Origin of the sequence: Ureaplasma sp. ES3154-GEN (assembly GCF_025780075.1) — a bacterium.
Taxonomy (GTDB): domain Bacteria; phylum Bacillota_I; class Bacilli_A; order Mycoplasmatales; family Mycoplasmoidaceae; genus Ureaplasma.
In genome coordinates this window covers 57,928-76,162 of record NZ_JAOXHM010000006.1, presented here as the reverse complement: position 1 = coordinate 76,162, position 18,235 = coordinate 57,928, and the positions used below count along the sequence as shown (strand labels likewise).

At 29.1% G+C, this 18,235-nt stretch carries 13 protein-coding genes; 3 read left to right on the top strand and 10 right to left on the bottom strand.

Going from position 1 to position 18,235, the window contains the following annotated elements; translation table 4 throughout:
• Complete coding sequence (locus OF377_RS03055; RefSeq protein WP_263836415.1) at window positions 1-2,220, bottom strand: ABC transporter permease; 2,220 nt, start codon at window positions 2,218-2,220, stop codon at window positions 1-3.
• A gap of 330 nt (window positions 2,221-2,550) precedes the next feature.
• On the opposite strand from OF377_RS03055, the gene OF377_RS03050 reads away from it, so the two are divergent.
• Entirely contained in the window at window positions 2,551-6,519 is a 3,969-nt protein-coding gene (locus OF377_RS03050) for an MnuA family membrane nuclease (RefSeq protein WP_263836414.1), read from the top strand.
• A gap of 47 nt (window positions 6,520-6,566) precedes the next feature.
• On the opposite strand, the gene ruvB is transcribed toward OF377_RS03050, so the two are convergent.
• Genes ruvB through lepA form a run of 6 tightly spaced genes read right to left on the bottom strand, consistent with a single transcriptional unit; the run spans window position 6,567 to window position 12,978 of the window.
• The gene (gene ruvB / locus OF377_RS03045; protein ID WP_263836413.1) at window positions 6,567-7,511 is read right to left on the bottom strand and encodes a Holliday junction branch migration DNA helicase RuvB; all 945 of its coding nucleotides are present in this window, start codon (window positions 7,509-7,511) and stop codon (window positions 6,567-6,569) included.
• The gene (gene ruvA / locus OF377_RS03040; RefSeq protein ID WP_263836412.1) at window positions 7,498-8,100 is read right to left on the bottom strand and encodes a Holliday junction branch migration protein RuvA; all 603 of its coding nucleotides are present in this window, start codon (window positions 8,098-8,100) and stop codon (window positions 7,498-7,500) included. The genes ruvB and ruvA overlap by 14 nt, the downstream gene beginning before the upstream one ends.
• A gap of 42 nt (window positions 8,101-8,142) precedes the next feature.
• Complete coding sequence (locus tag OF377_RS03035) at window positions 8,143-9,282, bottom strand: lysylphosphatidylglycerol synthase domain-containing protein (protein WP_263836411.1); 1,140 nt, start codon at window positions 9,280-9,282, stop codon at window positions 8,143-8,145.
• A complete protein-coding gene (locus OF377_RS03030) occupies window positions 9,282-9,785 on the bottom strand; it encodes a hypothetical protein (RefSeq protein WP_263836410.1) in 504 nt (167 codons plus the stop codon). Before OF377_RS03030 ends, OF377_RS03035 begins: the two co-directional genes overlap by 1 nt.
• Before the next feature lie 2 nt (window positions 9,786-9,787).
• On the bottom strand, window positions 9,788-11,179 hold the full coding sequence (locus tag OF377_RS03025) for an MFS transporter (protein ID WP_263836409.1): 1,392 nt from the start codon (window positions 11,177-11,179) through the stop codon (window positions 9,788-9,790).
• A complete protein-coding gene (lepA, locus tag OF377_RS03020; RefSeq protein ID WP_263836408.1) occupies window positions 11,179-12,978 on the bottom strand; it encodes a translation elongation factor 4 in 1,800 nt (599 codons plus the stop codon). Before lepA ends, OF377_RS03025 begins: the two co-directional genes overlap by 1 nt.
• Before the next feature lie 88 nt (window positions 12,979-13,066).
• Here lepA and OF377_RS03015 point away from each other — a divergent pair, with 88 nt between their 5' ends.
• Window positions 13,067-13,843: a hypothetical protein gene (locus OF377_RS03015; RefSeq protein ID WP_263836407.1), complete on the top strand. Its 777-nt coding sequence runs from the start codon at window positions 13,067-13,069 to the stop codon at window positions 13,841-13,843.
• A gap of 388 nt (window positions 13,844-14,231) precedes the next feature.
• Here the strand turns inward: OF377_RS03015 and OF377_RS03010 are convergent, their stop codons facing one another.
• The 3 genes from OF377_RS03010 to thrS form a co-directional block, all read right to left on the bottom strand.
• Entirely contained in the window at window positions 14,232-14,504 is a 273-nt protein-coding gene (locus OF377_RS03010; protein ID WP_263836406.1) for a hypothetical protein, read from the bottom strand.
• A 579-nt stretch (window positions 14,505-15,083) separates the two neighbouring features.
• The gene (locus OF377_RS03300) at window positions 15,084-15,209 is read right to left on the bottom strand and encodes a DNA methyltransferase (protein ID WP_443080806.1); all 126 of its coding nucleotides are present in this window, start codon (window positions 15,207-15,209) and stop codon (window positions 15,084-15,086) included.
• Window positions 15,210-15,432: 223 nt separating this feature from the next.
• Window positions 15,433-17,145: a threonine--tRNA ligase gene (gene thrS / locus OF377_RS03005; RefSeq protein ID WP_263836405.1), complete on the bottom strand. Its 1,713-nt coding sequence runs from the start codon at window positions 17,143-17,145 to the stop codon at window positions 15,433-15,435.
• A gap of 104 nt (window positions 17,146-17,249) precedes the next feature.
• Here thrS and OF377_RS03000 point away from each other — a divergent pair, with 104 nt between their 5' ends.
• Window positions 17,250-18,158: a DegV family protein gene (locus OF377_RS03000; protein ID WP_263836404.1), complete on the top strand. Its 909-nt coding sequence runs from the start codon at window positions 17,250-17,252 to the stop codon at window positions 18,156-18,158.
• The last annotated feature ends 77 nt before the right edge of the window (window positions 18,159-18,235 follow it).

Sequence of the window (18,235 nt, the reverse complement as noted above, 5' to 3'; positions counted from 1 at the left end):
CTATTTATAATCCTTTCGTGCATATCCTAAGTAAGTACCAATCATTAGTAAAGCGGCAAGTGAAATTCAAATAACACTATACACACCTTTCACAACAACTTTGCGAGAACGTTTAATTGATTGAACTTCACTAACGTTTTGGAAAACAAAGTTTTTTGAACGGTTTAATTCATAACGGTGAACAATTGTTCTTAAACCTTGTTTGTTTTCTTTACTATGTTGAGTTAATGAATATGATTCATATCCACCGATGTAGTATACATATCCATCAATCGTAACTTCGATTTGTGATGGTGTGTATTCTAGATTTGGGTTATTGTTTTTCAACAAGTAATCTAAAATATCTGAGTCTTGTTTGTTAAAGTAGATTCAGTAAATCATTGATGTAATTAGATAAACTTTTTTTTGCATTTGATTTTCTAATTCATTAACGAAGTTAGAGTTTAATAATGGTGATACAGATTCATCATCATTTAAGCTTAAGAATGAATTCTTTTGCTCTTTATATGTGTATTGTTCATGTAAAGAATTAATTATATCCTTCGCAGCTGCAATGTAAGATTTTAAATCAGTAGCAGTAATTGTTTTTAATTGTTTTTGCAGGTCTTTGCGACGAATTGTATTGATAATTTCATCTTCAAGAATTGTATCAACTTGTTCTGTTACTTCTTCTAATGTAACTGCTTTAGATTTTGGGTTACCACCAATATTTTCTGATTTTTTTTGTTTGTTATTTAGATAAGTTAAAACTTCATCTAGATAAACTAGTACAGCATTAAATGTTTGATCTTTGTCGTTATCAAAACGAGTAATGTAACTAATTTGGGTTAAGATTTCTTGTTTCTTTTCTAAATCAGTTAAATCATTTTTGTTAACAAATAGATTTTTTAATACGTTGTCATAAAACTGAGCAGCTTTTGCGTTAAAGATTGGTGAATCAAGCGTATCTTTAACAACCCGTCAACCAATTTTTCCGACAAGATTTGAAGGGTCAGCAAAGATATTGTTATCTTCCTTAAATTCAACATTAATGTTATCAGCGTTTTTACGTGCATAAACAAGTTCACGATCTTTGATTGCATTGATGTTTTGTTCTGAAATTAAAGAATAACGACGCAATAGTCCAGGGACTAAATAGTTAGGAGAGACATCAGTTCCTGCTTGCGGATTTGCACTCACATTATATTTTTTTAATGTTGTAACATCTTTTGTAATGTGATAGTTGTATTCTGATGATTGTGTATTATTTGCATACAAATAGTTCTTTAAATAATTAGGTTGTGAATTTACATTTAATGCGATCGGATCTCGGTCACGTGTTGCAAAAACATCTATAAATTGATAAGGAACTGACAATCATGAGATTGCTTGTCAAGGCGATGCAGCAGATTGCGCTTTGCTATTAATATCAGTTAATAGTTGATCTTGACGTAAAGTAAAAGCGTTTTCTTTACGAACATCAACTTTTTGGTTTTCTTCCTCTAATTTAGGAATAATAAAAACTTCATCTTGGTTGTTATTTAAATAAAAACGTTCAACGTTACCAATAGTACCACTGTGGTATTCAGGTTTTTTTGTATTTAAATATTCAGCCATTCTATTGTTTGCGGGAGTTGATACAATTCCAGCGATTGATCCAACTACTGCAAGCGGAATAAAAGTAATAATAGGGGCAATAATTGCAACTTTTGAAGATGCTTTTAATGCAATAACACTTGTCATAAATCCGAAAATTAAGAAAGTGAAGATTACACTGAAGAAACCTGATACATATCAATAGTTTACTTCGTGTTGGTAATTAAAATTACCAAGATAAAAAACAATAAAACTAATAAAAGTTAAAACACTTCAAATTGTTCCCATAAAAACAAGGAAACCAATTTTTGTGAGAATAATATTGTTTCGTGAAATTGATTTAGAATACACTAAAATATCAATTCCGGTTCGCGATAAATCCTTAAATAAATTTAACGACTTAATCACACTTAAAATTACAGTTAATAAAAGATTGACGAAAATGTAGACATAAGAAATAATTAAAAATTGTTTCAAATCTTGTGCTACAAATCGAGCAATTAGGGTAAAAGGGATCATTAATAAGAAAAGAATTAATACAAAGCTTCATGTACTAACTTTCTTGAAAATAAGATGACCCAAAAAAGACGAGTATGAATAGCTTTTTTTAAAAGCTTCAGACAAACCCATATGTTTTGTTTTCAAGGTTAATTTCCTTTCTAAAAAATATTATATTTTTGATTACACAAAAATTTTATTCCGATTAAAAAAGGTTTAACATTTTCTTCCTAGAAAATAGAAAAAATGGTGTTTTTTAAGCGAAAAAATAGCACATTTTGCCCACAATGTTAAATTACACAAAATTTAAGGAACAAAAATTTTATATTTTTAAGATAAAATGAAGCAATATTATAACAATTTAATATGATTTTTGCACACTAAAAAAATTTTATTTTTATCTAGTTTCTTTGGGCTTTATGGTTTATTATATTCCTATCTATTTAAATATAGTAATAGCAAAAAGGAAAGAAGAGAATGCGACGTAAAAAGAAAATTATTATTTCAACTATATCATCATTGTTGTTAGCAAGCGGATTAACTGCAATCAGTTTTGCTTGTGCAAAAATTCATAGAGATGAGCAAATGATGAAAACTTTTGAAACTTATCTAAATACATTAAATAATGAGCAATTTCGTGCTGTTTATAACAACGCAAAACAAGCGTATGATAAACTAAAACAAAACGAAAACGATGCTCATTTTTTTAACACAAAATTAGCTAGTTTATTAAAGGAAACAAAAAAAGAAGTATCAAAGATCAAAGAATCAACATCGAATACAAACGATTTAGGAAATTCATCAATCGATAAAAACCAAGTTGAGTCGGCAAAAACAAATGATCAATCAGAGACAAAAAATATAGATACAAATAAAAACGTTGAATCTAATGAATCTGCAATTAACAACAATTACTCAACAGAACAGGCAACAGATTCAAATAAAATAAATAATGCCAAAAATTCAAACGATGAAAACTCGACTGCAGAAATAAATCCGGCAATTAGTGAACAAAAAAATATAATCAAAAATAAAATGGATGATATCATGTTGTTTGATTCATATATCTATCAAACACATGACGAAGTTTTATCATCATTGAGTTTAGAAACTAATGATTTAATTAATCAAAAAACAAATCAGGTTCAAATGTTAAGTGATATTCAACAATTAAACGTTCTTAGTGCTGAATTACAAACATACAAAACAGGGCAAGAAGATTACTTATCAACCTATCAATCATTGTTAGATATTTCGGATAAACAAGCAACTGAGGAAGAATTAAATAATGTTGAAATTAAAATTAATAATTTGAACAACGTTTATCCGAATACAAAACAAAAGCTATTAGAAAAGTTAAATCAAATCAAAAATGAGAACACTAACCATCCATCTTCAAACATACTGTCTTTAATATTAGTCGGAAGTATTAATGGTCAAATTAGTGAAGAGACATACGATGATTGATCTGATCAGAAGACTTACTTGAAAAAACAAGGATTTCTACGTTTATTGAATGAAGTTAATAAAGTTAAAAAAGAAAAAGGTTTTGCAAACTCTGTTGTTTTATTAAATGGTTCTAATTTAACTGGCCAAACTCATGTAGCAGGAAATAACATTAATGATTTATCTCAAGGTCAATATGCCGCACTTGCTTTATCCTTTTTGAAACCACAAGCTAGCACAATTAATGAGCGTGATTTATTGTGATCATTTGATTTAGTGTCTAATAACCAAGAAGTTGCAAATCTTCGTACGTATACTAAAGCGATGTTTGCAAACCCTAATGAAGCAAACTTTTTAAGTGCTAATTTAAAAAACAATGAAAATAAAAAACTAACTGATGGTTCAAAGATTATTAATTTTAAAGGACATAAAATTGGAATAGTTGGTTCATCAACAATTAAAATGAACCGAACTAATGCATACAATGTTATTAAAAATTTAAAAAATAATTCCTATGAAGAAATCGCAAACACAATTGATGAAGAAATCACAAAATTAAAAGCAGATGGAGCTGAGTTTATTGTTTGAATGACATCAAGTCAAAATATTAAAATTGGCGACAAAAATAAAAAACAAAGTGAAATCGATAAGATTGCAGAGCACATTAATGGTGAAATCGATTTAGTATTTGGGATCAAACAATCAAAAAATCAAACCGAAGTTAATTTTAAAAATAAACAAAATGTCCCTTATGTTCATATTCAAGAACATAATCGTGAATTTGTGGTTGTAGATTTGAATTTTGATCATTTACTTAGTGATAACAAACCAACCATTTCATCAACAACTAAAAAAATTACAACATCTGGTAAGTATAAAAAAAATAAAAAAGGATCGGATGAATTTACAACTGAGCAGGATTTACTGGATCCAACAAAAAACGGAAATTACCATTGATCGCTAAGTGCTTTTGCAATTGCTGCAAAAAAATTCCTGCGAAACGATTTAGAGACTAAGAAAAAAGAAGTTATATTTAATAATTTAAATAGTATTGATCTAATTAAAAATCAAACCAGTGTTGCATCTGCAAATAGTTATGTAGCTGATCTAGTTCAAAAAACATATCAACATTATAATTTTAATTTTACTGGAGAACATAAATTTAAATTTACTTCTAAACCATTTGATGGTGTTTTCTTAAATAGTTCAAGTATTTACAAAAACATAATTAATCAAGAAAATTTAACATTAAACGATATTTTTCAAATGATTTATTTTAGTAATTACTTTGTAAGCATTGATATTACTATCGAAAAGCTTATTGAACATTTAAACTTGTATAATAGTGAAGGAGATGCATTCTCTTGATCAAATACGATTCGAATTGTACATGATGAAAATGGCAACGCTACACAGGTTTATGTTAAAAATGCCCAAACAAACATATTTGAGTTAAAAAATAATAGCGATCAAATTACTATTTTAATTCCAGATGTAATCTATAATGATTTTATTTTTGCAAAGGATAAGAAAAAACTCGCTTTCAAAACAGTTGCTGTAACACGTTCGATTCAAGATGATGATCAAGAACCAATTCGCGAAATTTTAATTCGAGCTCTTAAAAATGAAACAGATATTGATAAAGTATATGATGATTTTATTTTCAATATTTTGCAAGATCGATTTGTTTCAAGCGATTTCAACGAATCTAGTTTTTATAAAAATAAAGCAAAATTTTTATATGAACAAAAACAAACATATTTAGATTTAGTTAGTGATGAATCTACGAAAAATGAAATTAGTAATAGATTTGAAAAGATAAAAGAGCTCGCAGATAATCAATCAACAGTCGCTGAATTATTAAGAACAGAATTATTAGAATTGCTTTGAAATATTAAAATAGGTAAGAAGCAGAAAACTGAATTTGCAGCACCGAAGCTTAAAATCGGACACTGAAATGTTTTACACCAAGATGGGAAGAACAATGAAAAGAATATTGCTTTAGCAAATTTGATCAAAAAATATAATTATGATTTGGTTGCATTAACGGAAATTATGCCATTAAAAACTGATGAAACAGAAAATGATACACCAGTTAAATCGATTGTGGATTTATTAAATCAAAATTTAGAAGAACCAATTTATGGTTATATTGTTTCGAGAAATTTAGAAGGTGCCGATAACCAACGTTTAGCAACTTCCCAACATACGTCAACTGAACGAGTAGGTGTGATTTATAAACTTGATAAAGTTGTGCCAAAAGCGTTTGCAGATGGAAACATTGGACATATTTATTCAAACGCTAGACACTCTGGATATTTCACAGAAGGTGAACAAATTGATTATTCACGACCACCTTATGCAATTAAATTTGAATCTAAGGGAGATATAGTTAATGATTTTACTTTAGTTATTGGCCATTTTGATTCTCCAGGAGTTAAAGCGTCTCAAGCGGAAACAGAAATTACAAGAGAGTTGTTAACCTCAAAAGGGTTTGATAGTAATAAATTCGTTAATGCACGTTTTGGAATTGGTTCTAGAGAAGCGGATAATGCTTATGATTTAGTTAAAGTTATTGAAGAAATTAGAGTTTTGGATAATAATAGTGATGATGATTTTATTTTTATGGGCGATACTAACACTAAAATTAACCAAGAATGATGAGCATTCAAACATTTTATTGAAACTGGTTTTAAAAATTTATACGAAGATAGCGAACGTTATAAAACTTCGCTTTCTAACAAGGACCAAGTATACGCAAATCCATATGATAAAATTTTTGTAAACACTAATTTAAAGACAACCAATCCAGATATTTTTCCAATTTGAGATTTCTTTAAAAAAGGGATTGTAGGTCAAGATTGATTAAATCTTGCATACAAATCTTACAAGGATATTAGCTGGGGATCATTTGAAAATTGAGAAATAATTCGTCAAATGATTTCGGATCATAGCCCAACATCGTTTGAGTTATATTTAGATCCAAGAGATAATAAATAGTATAAAAATAAAAACTACTGAAGACTGCCTCTCAGTAGTTTTTATTTTTAGTAATTTTGTAAGTGGTTTAGTTCGATAAAATGGCAACCCTTACTTGTAATTTTGCGGCCTTTTAGGTTTTTGCTGATATATTGATGCTTAATAAGAAAAGGTTCGATTTTAGTTTCAATAGTTAACGGGTCCGTCATTAAAATTTGACTTATTGTTTTTAGGCCAACCTCGTCTTCATTCATATATAAAACTTTTAGATATTTAACATCTTCTTCCCCTAAACCATCATCAAAGATTTTAATTGCTTTAAAAATTTCATCAACTGACAAATTGGGATGAATTAGTTTATAATCTGCAATGCGTTTCATCAATCGATTCGCAATCCGAGGAATTCCTTTGCAGTAACTAGCAATTAGCATTTGATCATTGTCAGACAAATCTAGATGAAAACATTGCATATTTCGCTTCAATAGCTGACTAATTTCTTCATTTGTATATTCAGATAAATAATATAGATATCCAAATCGTTCTTCCATTGGTTGAGGAATTTTACCTAAAGATGTGGTTGCTCCAATTAATGTGAAATGTGGAATTTTTAAACGAGTCATTTTAGAGTTCATTTCCTTGCCTAAATTAACATCAATTGCAAAATCTTCCATAATAGAATAAAGTGTTTCACAAACGATGGGTGGACACGAATGAATTTCATCTATAAAAACGACATCATTTTCCTTAATCAAGGATAATAAATTGATAATATCTGTTGTTTTTGTTAATAGATTTCCTTGGGTAATGTGGATATTAGCTCCTAATTCATTAGCAATAATAAACGCCAGTGTTGTTTTTCCTACTCCAGGATATCCATAAAAAAGAATATGATCTAAATTGATTCCACGTTGTTTGCTTGCCTGAATTGCGGTTTCTAAATTATTAACTAGACTTTGTTTGCCAATAAAATTAGCTAATTTCTTGGGGCGCAAATCATAACTATTGTTTGGCATTTAATAAACTAATTTCCTTTATTGCTAATGATAAAAGTTCGTTAATTTGTACTTCTTCTTTTTGTTCCTGTAACTTATTGAGTGCATAATTAATCGCTTGTTTGTCATACCCCAAACTCTTTAAACCGTTAACTAATTCTTTCGTTGTATTATTTAGTTTAGGTTGTTGTTCATTTGCAAAGCGCATTGCATATTTACTACCTAGCAAACCAACAGCTAGACTAGCTAGTTTTTGATTGAAACCTTTAATGTTACATAAAGTATCGATATCACTATTGGCTAATGCTTGGATAATTAGATCACAATCATGTTTAAGAATAGTTAAAGCAATTTTAACACCAACCCCGTTAATGGTTAATAAATCAATAAATAAGTTTCGTTCATTTAGGGTTTTAAAGCCATACATTTCATTACGAAAACTATTTTTATTATTCACCTGAACAAGATGTTCGTAGATAAAAATTTTTGCGTACTTATTGATTTCTAAGGCATAATCCTTTGGTGTTTTAATAAGATAGCCAACAAACGAGTTCTCTCCTAGTAAATAATTACTATAGCATTGTGTAATTTTTAAGATAATATAATTCATTACTTCACCTCGTTTAATTAACCGTGTGAAAAACTAAATTTACTAAAAATTAAATTTAAATACTTTTAAATTAGGTTTTTTTAGTTTCTGATAATACTGGTAGGAATGCATCGGAAAATAAATCATAAACAGCAACAAACCAATAAATGTTCCAGTATAAGCACTAAAAAAACGTCATAAAAAAACAATAATATCTACATCGGATGATGTTGTCTGTAAATTACTTAAACTTTGAATAAAAGTTTTTAATATAAATTGGACTCCTCCTTCGGATCCTGGGATAGGGAGGAAATTAGTAGCAGTAACAGAAATGTTAGTAAAGTTATATCAATCTATAAAATTAAGATTGTTAGTTTGACGGTCTGACCATAAAAAAACAATAAATATCAAACTATACAAGACAAAGTTATAGACAAACCCTACGCCTAAGCCCATAAGGATTAATCATTTTTGATAGTAATAATAACGGACATACCAATTAAAATTAGTCTTTAATTGTTTTTTTGGTAAATATTTTAAATGTAATATTTTTTTGAATCATATTATCACTTTATGAAAAAAGATATGTACTTTTATACTGAATGCAAGCACAAAATATAAACTTGTAACAAAAATATCCAGCAACAAACCACCTAGAGCTAACCAGTAGTAGTAAGGAAAATTGAATTGATTTTGATAACTTAATTGCAGATATTGATCAGTAACATAAAAAAAAGAAGGTCATGTAATAATGATTTGCGCAAGCTGGACAAAGGTATTGTTGACTAACCAAAAGGCTGTCGCTTGCTTAATGTTTTTAAACAAGTATTTATTTATAAAAAATATAACATAAGGTTCAGCACCAATGGCAAAGGGAGTCACATTGGATAAGAAAATGATCATTCAACCCAAAGCAATATAATGGTATCATTTGATTTTATTTTTCATCTTATGCGCTTGGATAATAATCACAAGCACAAAAATTACAGCACGAAAAACACTAAATAAGGCAAGTGCAAATATATATAAAATAAATTTGTCATTGGATTTATTTCATACTTTTAAAGTAGATTTAAGTGTTGAAAAATCAATTTTCAAGACAAAAAGAACACTCACAACCACCATTAGACAAGCAAAGCAAAAACTTGTGATGATGAAGAGAATGTTCTTTTTAGTAAAGATACTTTGTTTATTCGTTTGCATTATTTAAAATTTAAAACCATACTAACAAAAAATTGATCAGGTGTAACCAAGATTTGGTGACCAAGAGTTGCAATTTTTTCTTTTGTGTCCTCATTAATTGCAGCTTGATTAACTTGTTCAAAAATTTGGTCAAGGACAACTTTTTCCCCTAAATCCAAAGCGAGTGTTAAAAAAGTTTCGTTATTTTTTGTTTGGATTTGAACATCTTTTGGAATACTGTTTAATTCATAATTTGCAATTCCGTTAGTTTGTGGTGTTTGTACTTTTCAAATACTTTTTGTTAATGCATCAACAGTTATTTTTTTGCTGTAATTTTTAATTGCTGCATCATTAATGATTAGGAAATAATGACCATTTTTAACCGTAACACTAGCTTTTGATTGATCAAAAGTTAGCGTTTTATTGCTGCTACATGCAGTAACAATGATAGGAGTTATCATTAGAGCTGTTAAGCCTGATAACAAGCCCAAAATTTTTAGACGCTTTTGTATTTTTTGTTTCATATCTATAACCCTTTTTTATACATATATAAATAGTTTGGTAATTTGATGTAGTATGTATTTTTTTTGATCAAGTAATTACCCATTACTAACATCACACTTGCAACAGATAATAGACTTAACATAATTAAATTATAGTTTAAATTGTGTTGAAAAAAGCTATCATAAGATTCTTTATTGTTATTAAAGCCAAATTTTACAAAGTTGGCAATAACACCAGCCAGCATAATCCCAATGGATAGTAAAGACTGATAAATTCCCATTGTGGTAAAATGCTTAGATTTAATGTGCAATCTTAAAACAATTGAAATTAATCCATTATAAACAATTCCATAAGCAATTCCATTAATAAAATGTACGCTAATGAACATAATTGGTGATGTAATAAAGATGATGATAGTATGATAAATTGCAAACAACCCTATCCCTAAAAAAATAATTTTTTGCATTGACAGTTTTTTAATTAAAAAATGTAATAAAAACATACTTGCAAATAATTGGAAGAAGTTATGGATTAAGGATAAATATGATTTGTAAAATAATGCATCTTCTGGTTGGTGTTTATCTAATATCATAATATGAATAGATGCGACTGAACCGCTATTTGAAAACTTCATCATTAAAATTATTAATCCAGTCATAGCGATAAGCATAAATCCTAAATTATTAACAACTTGGGATTTAAAATGAATTGGTTGATGTTTTAACAGCCCAATTCCGCGTGTTTCCTTGATAAAAAACCATAAAATGAAAGCAATAACGAAGAAAATAATTGCAATAATTCAATAAAGTCGTATTGCTTCAAAATTAATAACGTGATGAATACGGTCGTTTGCCCACACAGAAATTACAGAGCGCACAGGAGTTGTTAAAAAACTTGCTAGTAGCGGTGGAATGGATAGTAAAGAAACTGATAAAAATGTTTTTTCCTGAATATATTGTTCTTTGAATAATAACTGGTAAGTACCAATACAACTGGCAGCGATTCCCACACCTACACTTTGAATAATATTAGTTGTGGTATTGATGTGGGCAATAATTGGAATAAAACTAATGATTACACCAATTAAGGCAAATAATAAAAATGCTTTACGGTAGCGAACTAGAAAATATAAATAATCGGCGAATAAGCGCATAAAGATTCCGACAAATCCATATGCGCTCATTACCACTCACATTAAATCAAATTCGTTTAAGTGTATTTGTAGTCGTGCATTTTGACTTCGCACCAACATAATAGGAATTCACAATACAAGATAGTAAATAAAAGCCATTAAGTAGTTTTTGTTGGGAATTTTAATTTTAGTTAAAAAAATGATGGTAGCAGTTAGTACTACGACAAAAACTGCTGTATTAACGCTAAAACTAATAATATTTTGCTGATTATCAAAAAACATTATTTTTCACTCAATATCTTCACAAATGCATCTTGAGGAACAGATACGTTTCCAATAGCCTTCAAACGTTTCTTTCCTTCTTTTTGTTGTTCAAGTAATTTTTTCTTTCGACTAATGTCTCCCCCATAGCATTTTGCAAGTACATTCTTACGCATTGCTTTAATGGTTTCACGAGCGATAATTTTCGAACCAATCGATGCTTGAACAGGAATCTCAAATTGGTGTTTAGGAATTACTTCTTTCAAGCGCTCGCAAATGACTTTCCCTTTTTCATAAGCAAAATCTTTATGCGAAATAATACTTAAGGCATCAACTTTGATTCCGTTAAGCATGATATCCACTTTAACTAATTTACTAGTTACATAACCAATTAATTCATAATCCATACTTGCATACCCACGAGTAACTGATTTCAATTGGTCAAAGAATGAGTACATAATTTCGGCCAATGGCATTTCATAAACACACTTACGACGGGTTGAGTCGATAACTTCTAAATCTAAATAAATACCACGGTTTGATTGGCATAATTGCATAATTGCGCCAACATATTCATCTGGAGTGATAATACTTAAACGCACAAATGGTTCTTGGATCATCTTGATGTTTGTAACTTCAGGCATTTTAGCGGGTGAATCAATGAAAATTTCTTCATCATTTGTTAGGGTGATTTTGTAAATTACTGATGGAGCGGTTAATATTAGCTCGATGTTAAATTCATCGGCAATTCGTTGACGAATAACATCCATATGTAATAAACCCAAAAAACCACACCGAATTCCAAAACCCAAAGCCTTCGAAGTTTCATACTCATAAATCAAAGCAGCGTCCGATAAACTAATCTTTTCCATTGCCTCTTTGAAATCATCATATTGTGCTGTATCCACTGGATACAAACCGCAAAAGACCATTGGGGAAATTTTCTTGTAACCTGTTAATGGTTCGGGCGCGGGATTGTTTGCTAATGTAATTGTGTCCCCAACATGAATATCCTTAACGGTTTTAATGGAAGCGGCGATTCATCCAACCTCGCCTGCAACAAGAATTTGTTTATTTACGATTTTGGGAGTTCGCACTCCGACTTCGGTAACAGTATATTCTTTATTATTGGCCATCATTCGAATCTTATCATTTACTTTTAAAGTCCCTTGTTTGATTCGGACTAAACAAACAACTCCCTTATAAGCATCATAGTAAGAGTCAAAAATTAAGGCTTGCAAAGGTTTATTATCATCACTATCTATCGGTGGAGGAACATGCTCAATAATTGCTTCTAAAACATCCTGGATGTTTAAGCCTGTTTTCGCAGAAATTAGAGGAATATTACTTGTGTCTAAACCAATAACATCTTCAATTTCTTTTTTGACTTTGTCAATATCAGCCGAAGGAAGATCAATTTTGTTAATTGTTGGAATAATTTCTAAGTTATTTTCTAATGCTAAATAGACATTGCTTAATGTTTGTGCCTGAATTCCTTGAGCGGCATCAACAACTAAAATTGCTCCTTCACAAGCCGCAAGTGAACGTGAAACTTCATATGTAAAATCAACATGTCCCGGAGTATCGATTAAGTGTAAAATATACTCCTGATTATTTTTTGCAACATATTTAATTTGCACAGCATTTAGTTTAATGGTAATTCCTCGCTCTTTTTCAATACTCATCGAGTCTAGAATCTGATCTTTCATTTCTCTTTTTTCGAGCGTATTAGTAATTTCAATAATTCGGTCAGATAGGGTTGATTTCCCATGGTCAATGTGGGCAATAATACTAAAATTTCTAATGTTATTTTTGTTCATAAGGATCACGCATCTTCAAGTATATCTTTATATTTTATAATATTTAGGTGCTAAAATATAGGAATACATTATAAATATGGGAGCGAATATGAATTTTTGAAATCAACAGAAACAACCCCTCAACCAACAACAAAGTAAATTATTTGCAAAAACAATGATAGCAACGACAATTCAAGTTACTTTGTTTGTTGCCTTAATGATTGGTTTAACTTTCTTGTTAAAATATGGTTGAGCAACTAATTTTATTCCCACAATAATAGGGTTTGCATCCGTTGGGGGTGTTAGCTTAATTGGGGTGCTTATTATGTTTTTAATGAAGCGTTTTAAACCTGAAAAATACGAATTAAACTTTGCCTTTAATATTATCTACGGCATTTTTATGATGATTGTGTATAGTGTTGTGATCGCTTTTATAGCAGGCGCGTTAGAATTTTATACATTTCTAGTGATGATAGGAATTAGTTTAGTTTTATTTATAACATTAAGCATTATTGGTTATTTTGTTAGTAAAAAAACCGTAATTGTTTTATATACAATTACTCGTGTGATTATTGGAATTGCATCTGTTTTAATGATTTTGTCGTTTGTTTTATATTTTGTTGCTTTTAAAAACCAAACAGTTTTTAAAACAGTAAGTTGAATCGATTTAATTATTTCAATTATTTTTGTGATTACTTTTAGTATTAGTGTAGTTATGAGAATGAATGATCTGCGTAGCATAACCGAAGACAATCAAAATTTAGAACATAAAGGTTTAATTATGTATTTAAGCAATACAATGTTTTATGCATATGCACAAGTTCTTTTATGATTATTAATTTTACTGATTCGTTTGCGATGAATTGCGCGTTTTTTTGGTCGTTAATAACTATTGATATTAACAAGATTGATGATATAGAATATTAAGGTTTACTAAAAAAATGTGATTAAAAACCGAGTTCTAATTCTAGTTAGAACTCGGTTTTATTTTTATGTCCTAAGAACTGCATTATTGCTATTTTGATCTACTTGCATGTGTTGAGGATAAAACATTTTAAATGAAAATAAGGTATATATCCTTGCAATGTATGTAAAACACAACCTTGAAATAATCAAAAGGTAAAGAAAAAGCAACTATTAAGGTTGCTTTTGTGCTTTTTGTTTAGTTTTAGTATTAATTATTGCTTTGTTGAGTAGATTTTTGAATTTTTCTATATCATAATCTTTTATTTTTGGTTGTTTTTTATTTTTATACATACAATATATTTTTTCTATTAATCTAAAATTCCAAACATATCATCAGTTAATTTACTAAAACTTCTATTCATTAATTTTAATAATTGCTTTGTTTCTTCCTTTGATTTAGAAACGGGGAATATTTTAAAACCATAAGTAAAAACTAATTTTGATAAAGTTATGCTTAGTGTGCTTCTTACAACTTTTCCTTTGTTTTTGAAAGCATTCACTTTTTGTTCAAGAAGTTTTCCTATCTCTTTATTTTGACCATAACATATAACCAATAAATCACTTGCACCTTTTCATACCACTAGCACCAAATAAAGTCTAGGGTCTTGAAACGCTTTTGCTTTTTCCAGTGTTGTATCGTTAAATGTTGCTTGTCAAGAATCAGATGTAAAACTAGCATCTTTAACTTCAAGATATATTTTTGTTTTCTTTTTTACAATTAAAACCGTGTTTTCTGATGTTAACTAAACCATATCCTAAAGTATTTTCGACAATTGAGTCCCTTAATTCATTTATAAATGTATCTGTATCATTTTTATCGTATTTTTCTTGTACTAAATTTATTTGTTGTAAAACATCAACGCCTTCTTTTACAAAAGATAAATTGATTTTTTGAAATTCACCTTTATCAAAAAGTTCTTCAAGTTTTATTTTTATTTCATTTATTTACCTTCCTTTTAATATTAAATATATTCTAAATCGTAATCTTTAGTTTTGATATATCTATTAATTCTAAAAAGAAGTATATCGCTAATAAAAGGATTCACTCCTAAATCCATACATTTTTTAAAAACAGACGTATTAGTTTTAACCGGTTCTTTGGTTTGAATAAGAATGCATTTATTGTTCCTATTTTCTAATAAATTAAGTTCATAAACAAATTAAGCAGTCGTTCCTGAATCAGCAAAATAATCCAAAACAATGTCATCATCATTTGTTGAAATTCTAATCAAAAATTTAATCAGTTCAACAGGTTTGGGAGTATCGAATGAACCTGTTAAACCTATTTTCTTTAAATGATTCGTTCCTTGTCTTGAAAAAAATCAAGACCGATTGAGCGTTATTTGTCGCCTCTTCTAAATATTTTTTAGAATAAGGACGCCCATCTTTAAAAACATGTCTTTTTTCCTTGTAAAGTTCAATAAATTTTTATCGCTTGAGTAACCTCTAGATTTTAACAGCTAGAGTAATTAAAAAACCAGAGAAAAATCTGGTTTTTTAATTTTTTAATTATTGTTTGCTTGCAATTTTGGTTTGTAATAACTGGATGAAATCATCAAATAAAACAGTTTTTGTTGTTTCTTGTCCATACTCTCGGTATGTCACCAAGTTTTCATCTTCGATTTCTTTATCCCCAACCACAATTTGGTAAGGAATTTTACTCATTTGAGCTTCGCGGATTTTCTTAGAAATTCGTTCATTACGGTCGTCATAAACACTATGTAACATTAATGATTTAAGTTTTTTATGTAAATTTTGGGCATATACACCGTGAATTTCTTCATTAACTGCAATAATGATAACTTGTACAGGGGCTAATCAAAATGGTAAAACACCTTTTGTTTGTTCTAATAAAATTGCTAAAAAACGTTCATAAGTTCCGATAATACCGATATGAATCATTACTGGTGGAACAAGATTTTTTTGTGAATCAACATAAGTTAATTCAAAACGTTTCGGCAATAAAAAATCTAACTGGATAGTTGAGATAGTAATGATGCGGTTTAAACTAGTTTTAACTTGGAAATCAATTTTCGGGCCATAGAAAGCAGCTTCCCCAACCATTTCTTTGAAGGGGATGTTATTCTTGGTTAACATTGCACGTAATGCGTCTTGCGAGTTTTTTCACATTATTGGGTCATTATAGAATTTTTCATGATCATTTTCATCATATAAAGATAAATGAATTTCAAACGCTTGAATTTTTAGACCCTTATGAGCTTTATCGATCATTTCAAAAGCATTTTTTACTTCTTCTTCGATTTGATCCATACGGCAGAAGACGTGACAGTCTTCAAGAATCATTTCTCGTACTCGCTCGAAGCCTGTTAAACCACCTGATGATTCATAACGATGTAAGATTGAATGCTCTGATAAACGGACAGGTAAATTGCGATAAGAACGCAGGTTATCACTATAAACTAATGTATGGTGTGGACATGTCATTGGACGCAAAATAAAAGTTTCATCATCTACATTAATTGGCGGAAAAATATTTTCTTGATAGTGATCTCAATGTCCACTGGTTTTGTATAAATCAATACTTCCAAGAATTGGTGTAATAACAGGCGTAAAATCATACATAAACTCTAATTCATTGATAAATTGTTGAACTTTTTGTTTGATAATTGTTCCGTTTGGTTTTCAGATTGGCAATCCTTGTCCCGCTAGAGTATTAAATGTAAATAAATCAAGTTCTTTTCCTAATTTTCTATGATCGCGCTCCTTACGTTCTTGTAAAAGGATTAAATAATTATCTAATTCCTCTTTTGATGCAAAACAGATTCCACTAATGCGCACTAATTGATCTAATTTAGCGTTGTTTTGGTAGTAACTACCGCCTAAATTTAAGAGCTCAAAATGTCGACTGTTAAAAAGGTTGAAATCTTTGTCTAAGTTTAATCCAAAAATAAAATCATCTATACTAAATAAATTAAAGTTAGGTTCTTGATTCATTAAATCAGCAAGATAAACATTACTAATCGAAGCATCTGTAATTAGTGAAACTTCGGTTTTATTGTTAATCAATTTTTCAAAATTTTTTTTGATTTTTTTAAAATCGTTTAAATTGATTTTAAGATCATCATTGACCTTAAAATCAACATAAAAACCTTCGTCTTGTAAGTTAATAGTTGCGATTTGCACATCTTTGTATAAACGAGTTAGTGTATAAGCTAATCCAAAAGCAGTTTGTCAGTTAAGTTTATTATTAATATTGTCCATTTTTGTTCCTTGTTTTAAATTTATTTCATAATTAAACACTAATAATAATTATATTATTTTTTAATCTAGTCTTTTGTTATAAAATTTATATAAAAGGTGGTACTATGAAACAAAAATTTATTATTTTAACTGATTCATCATCAACAGTTAATCCTAATGAAACAAACGGATTAGCGATTAGAGTTCTTCCGCTAACAATCATGCGAAGCGATGAAAAACTTTTTGTAGATGAGCCAACAACACTACCCCATAACGAAGTTTTTGCATACTTAAACAAGGATTATAGTTTTATGACAAGTACAAGTTTATTAGGGACGGTTCATGAAACAATTGCTCAACTTGCTCAGGAGTATGAACGCATTATTTATATTGGCATTTCTAAAGGTTTTAGTTCACAATACAATAATTTGAAAATTCTTGAACGCGAGTATCCGAATCAACTAATTGTCGAGGATTCACAAACTTTTGGTTATGCCCTTGAATATTTAGCGGAGTTGCTAATAAAAACATTGAGTCAAAAAGATTTAAGTGAAATAGAAATTCGACAATTAATTAATCAGTTCGCACTTAAAACATCAAGTATGTTTGTATGCAAAGATATCAAGAGTCTAGTTAAATCGGGAAGAATTTCTAAAATAAAAGGTGTTTTTCTAAAGATGACACATATTTCTCCGATTATAAAACAGGAATATAAGAATCATTACGGTGGATTGGCACGTAAATATGATGAAGCGTATATTAAAATGGTTGATTTAATTGATCAAGTTTATGCAAATCAATTAGATCAGGATAATATCGAAAAAATTTGTATTTTACATGCCAATTTGGATGATTTCTATTTAAATAAAATTACAAGTTATTTGATTAAACACTATGGGTTGAACCTTAACCAAATTGTTTATCGACCTGGACCAAATGTTTTTACTGTTTATACACGGGAAAAGTCATATGCAATTCAAGTTGTAACTAAGATTAAGAAGGTTATTGTTAAAGAGTATTATCCACTACAATAACAATTTTTAATATTTTTTAACAATTAAAATTCATATTTACCCAACACTTTTTATTTTTAACATTATTATTCCTAATT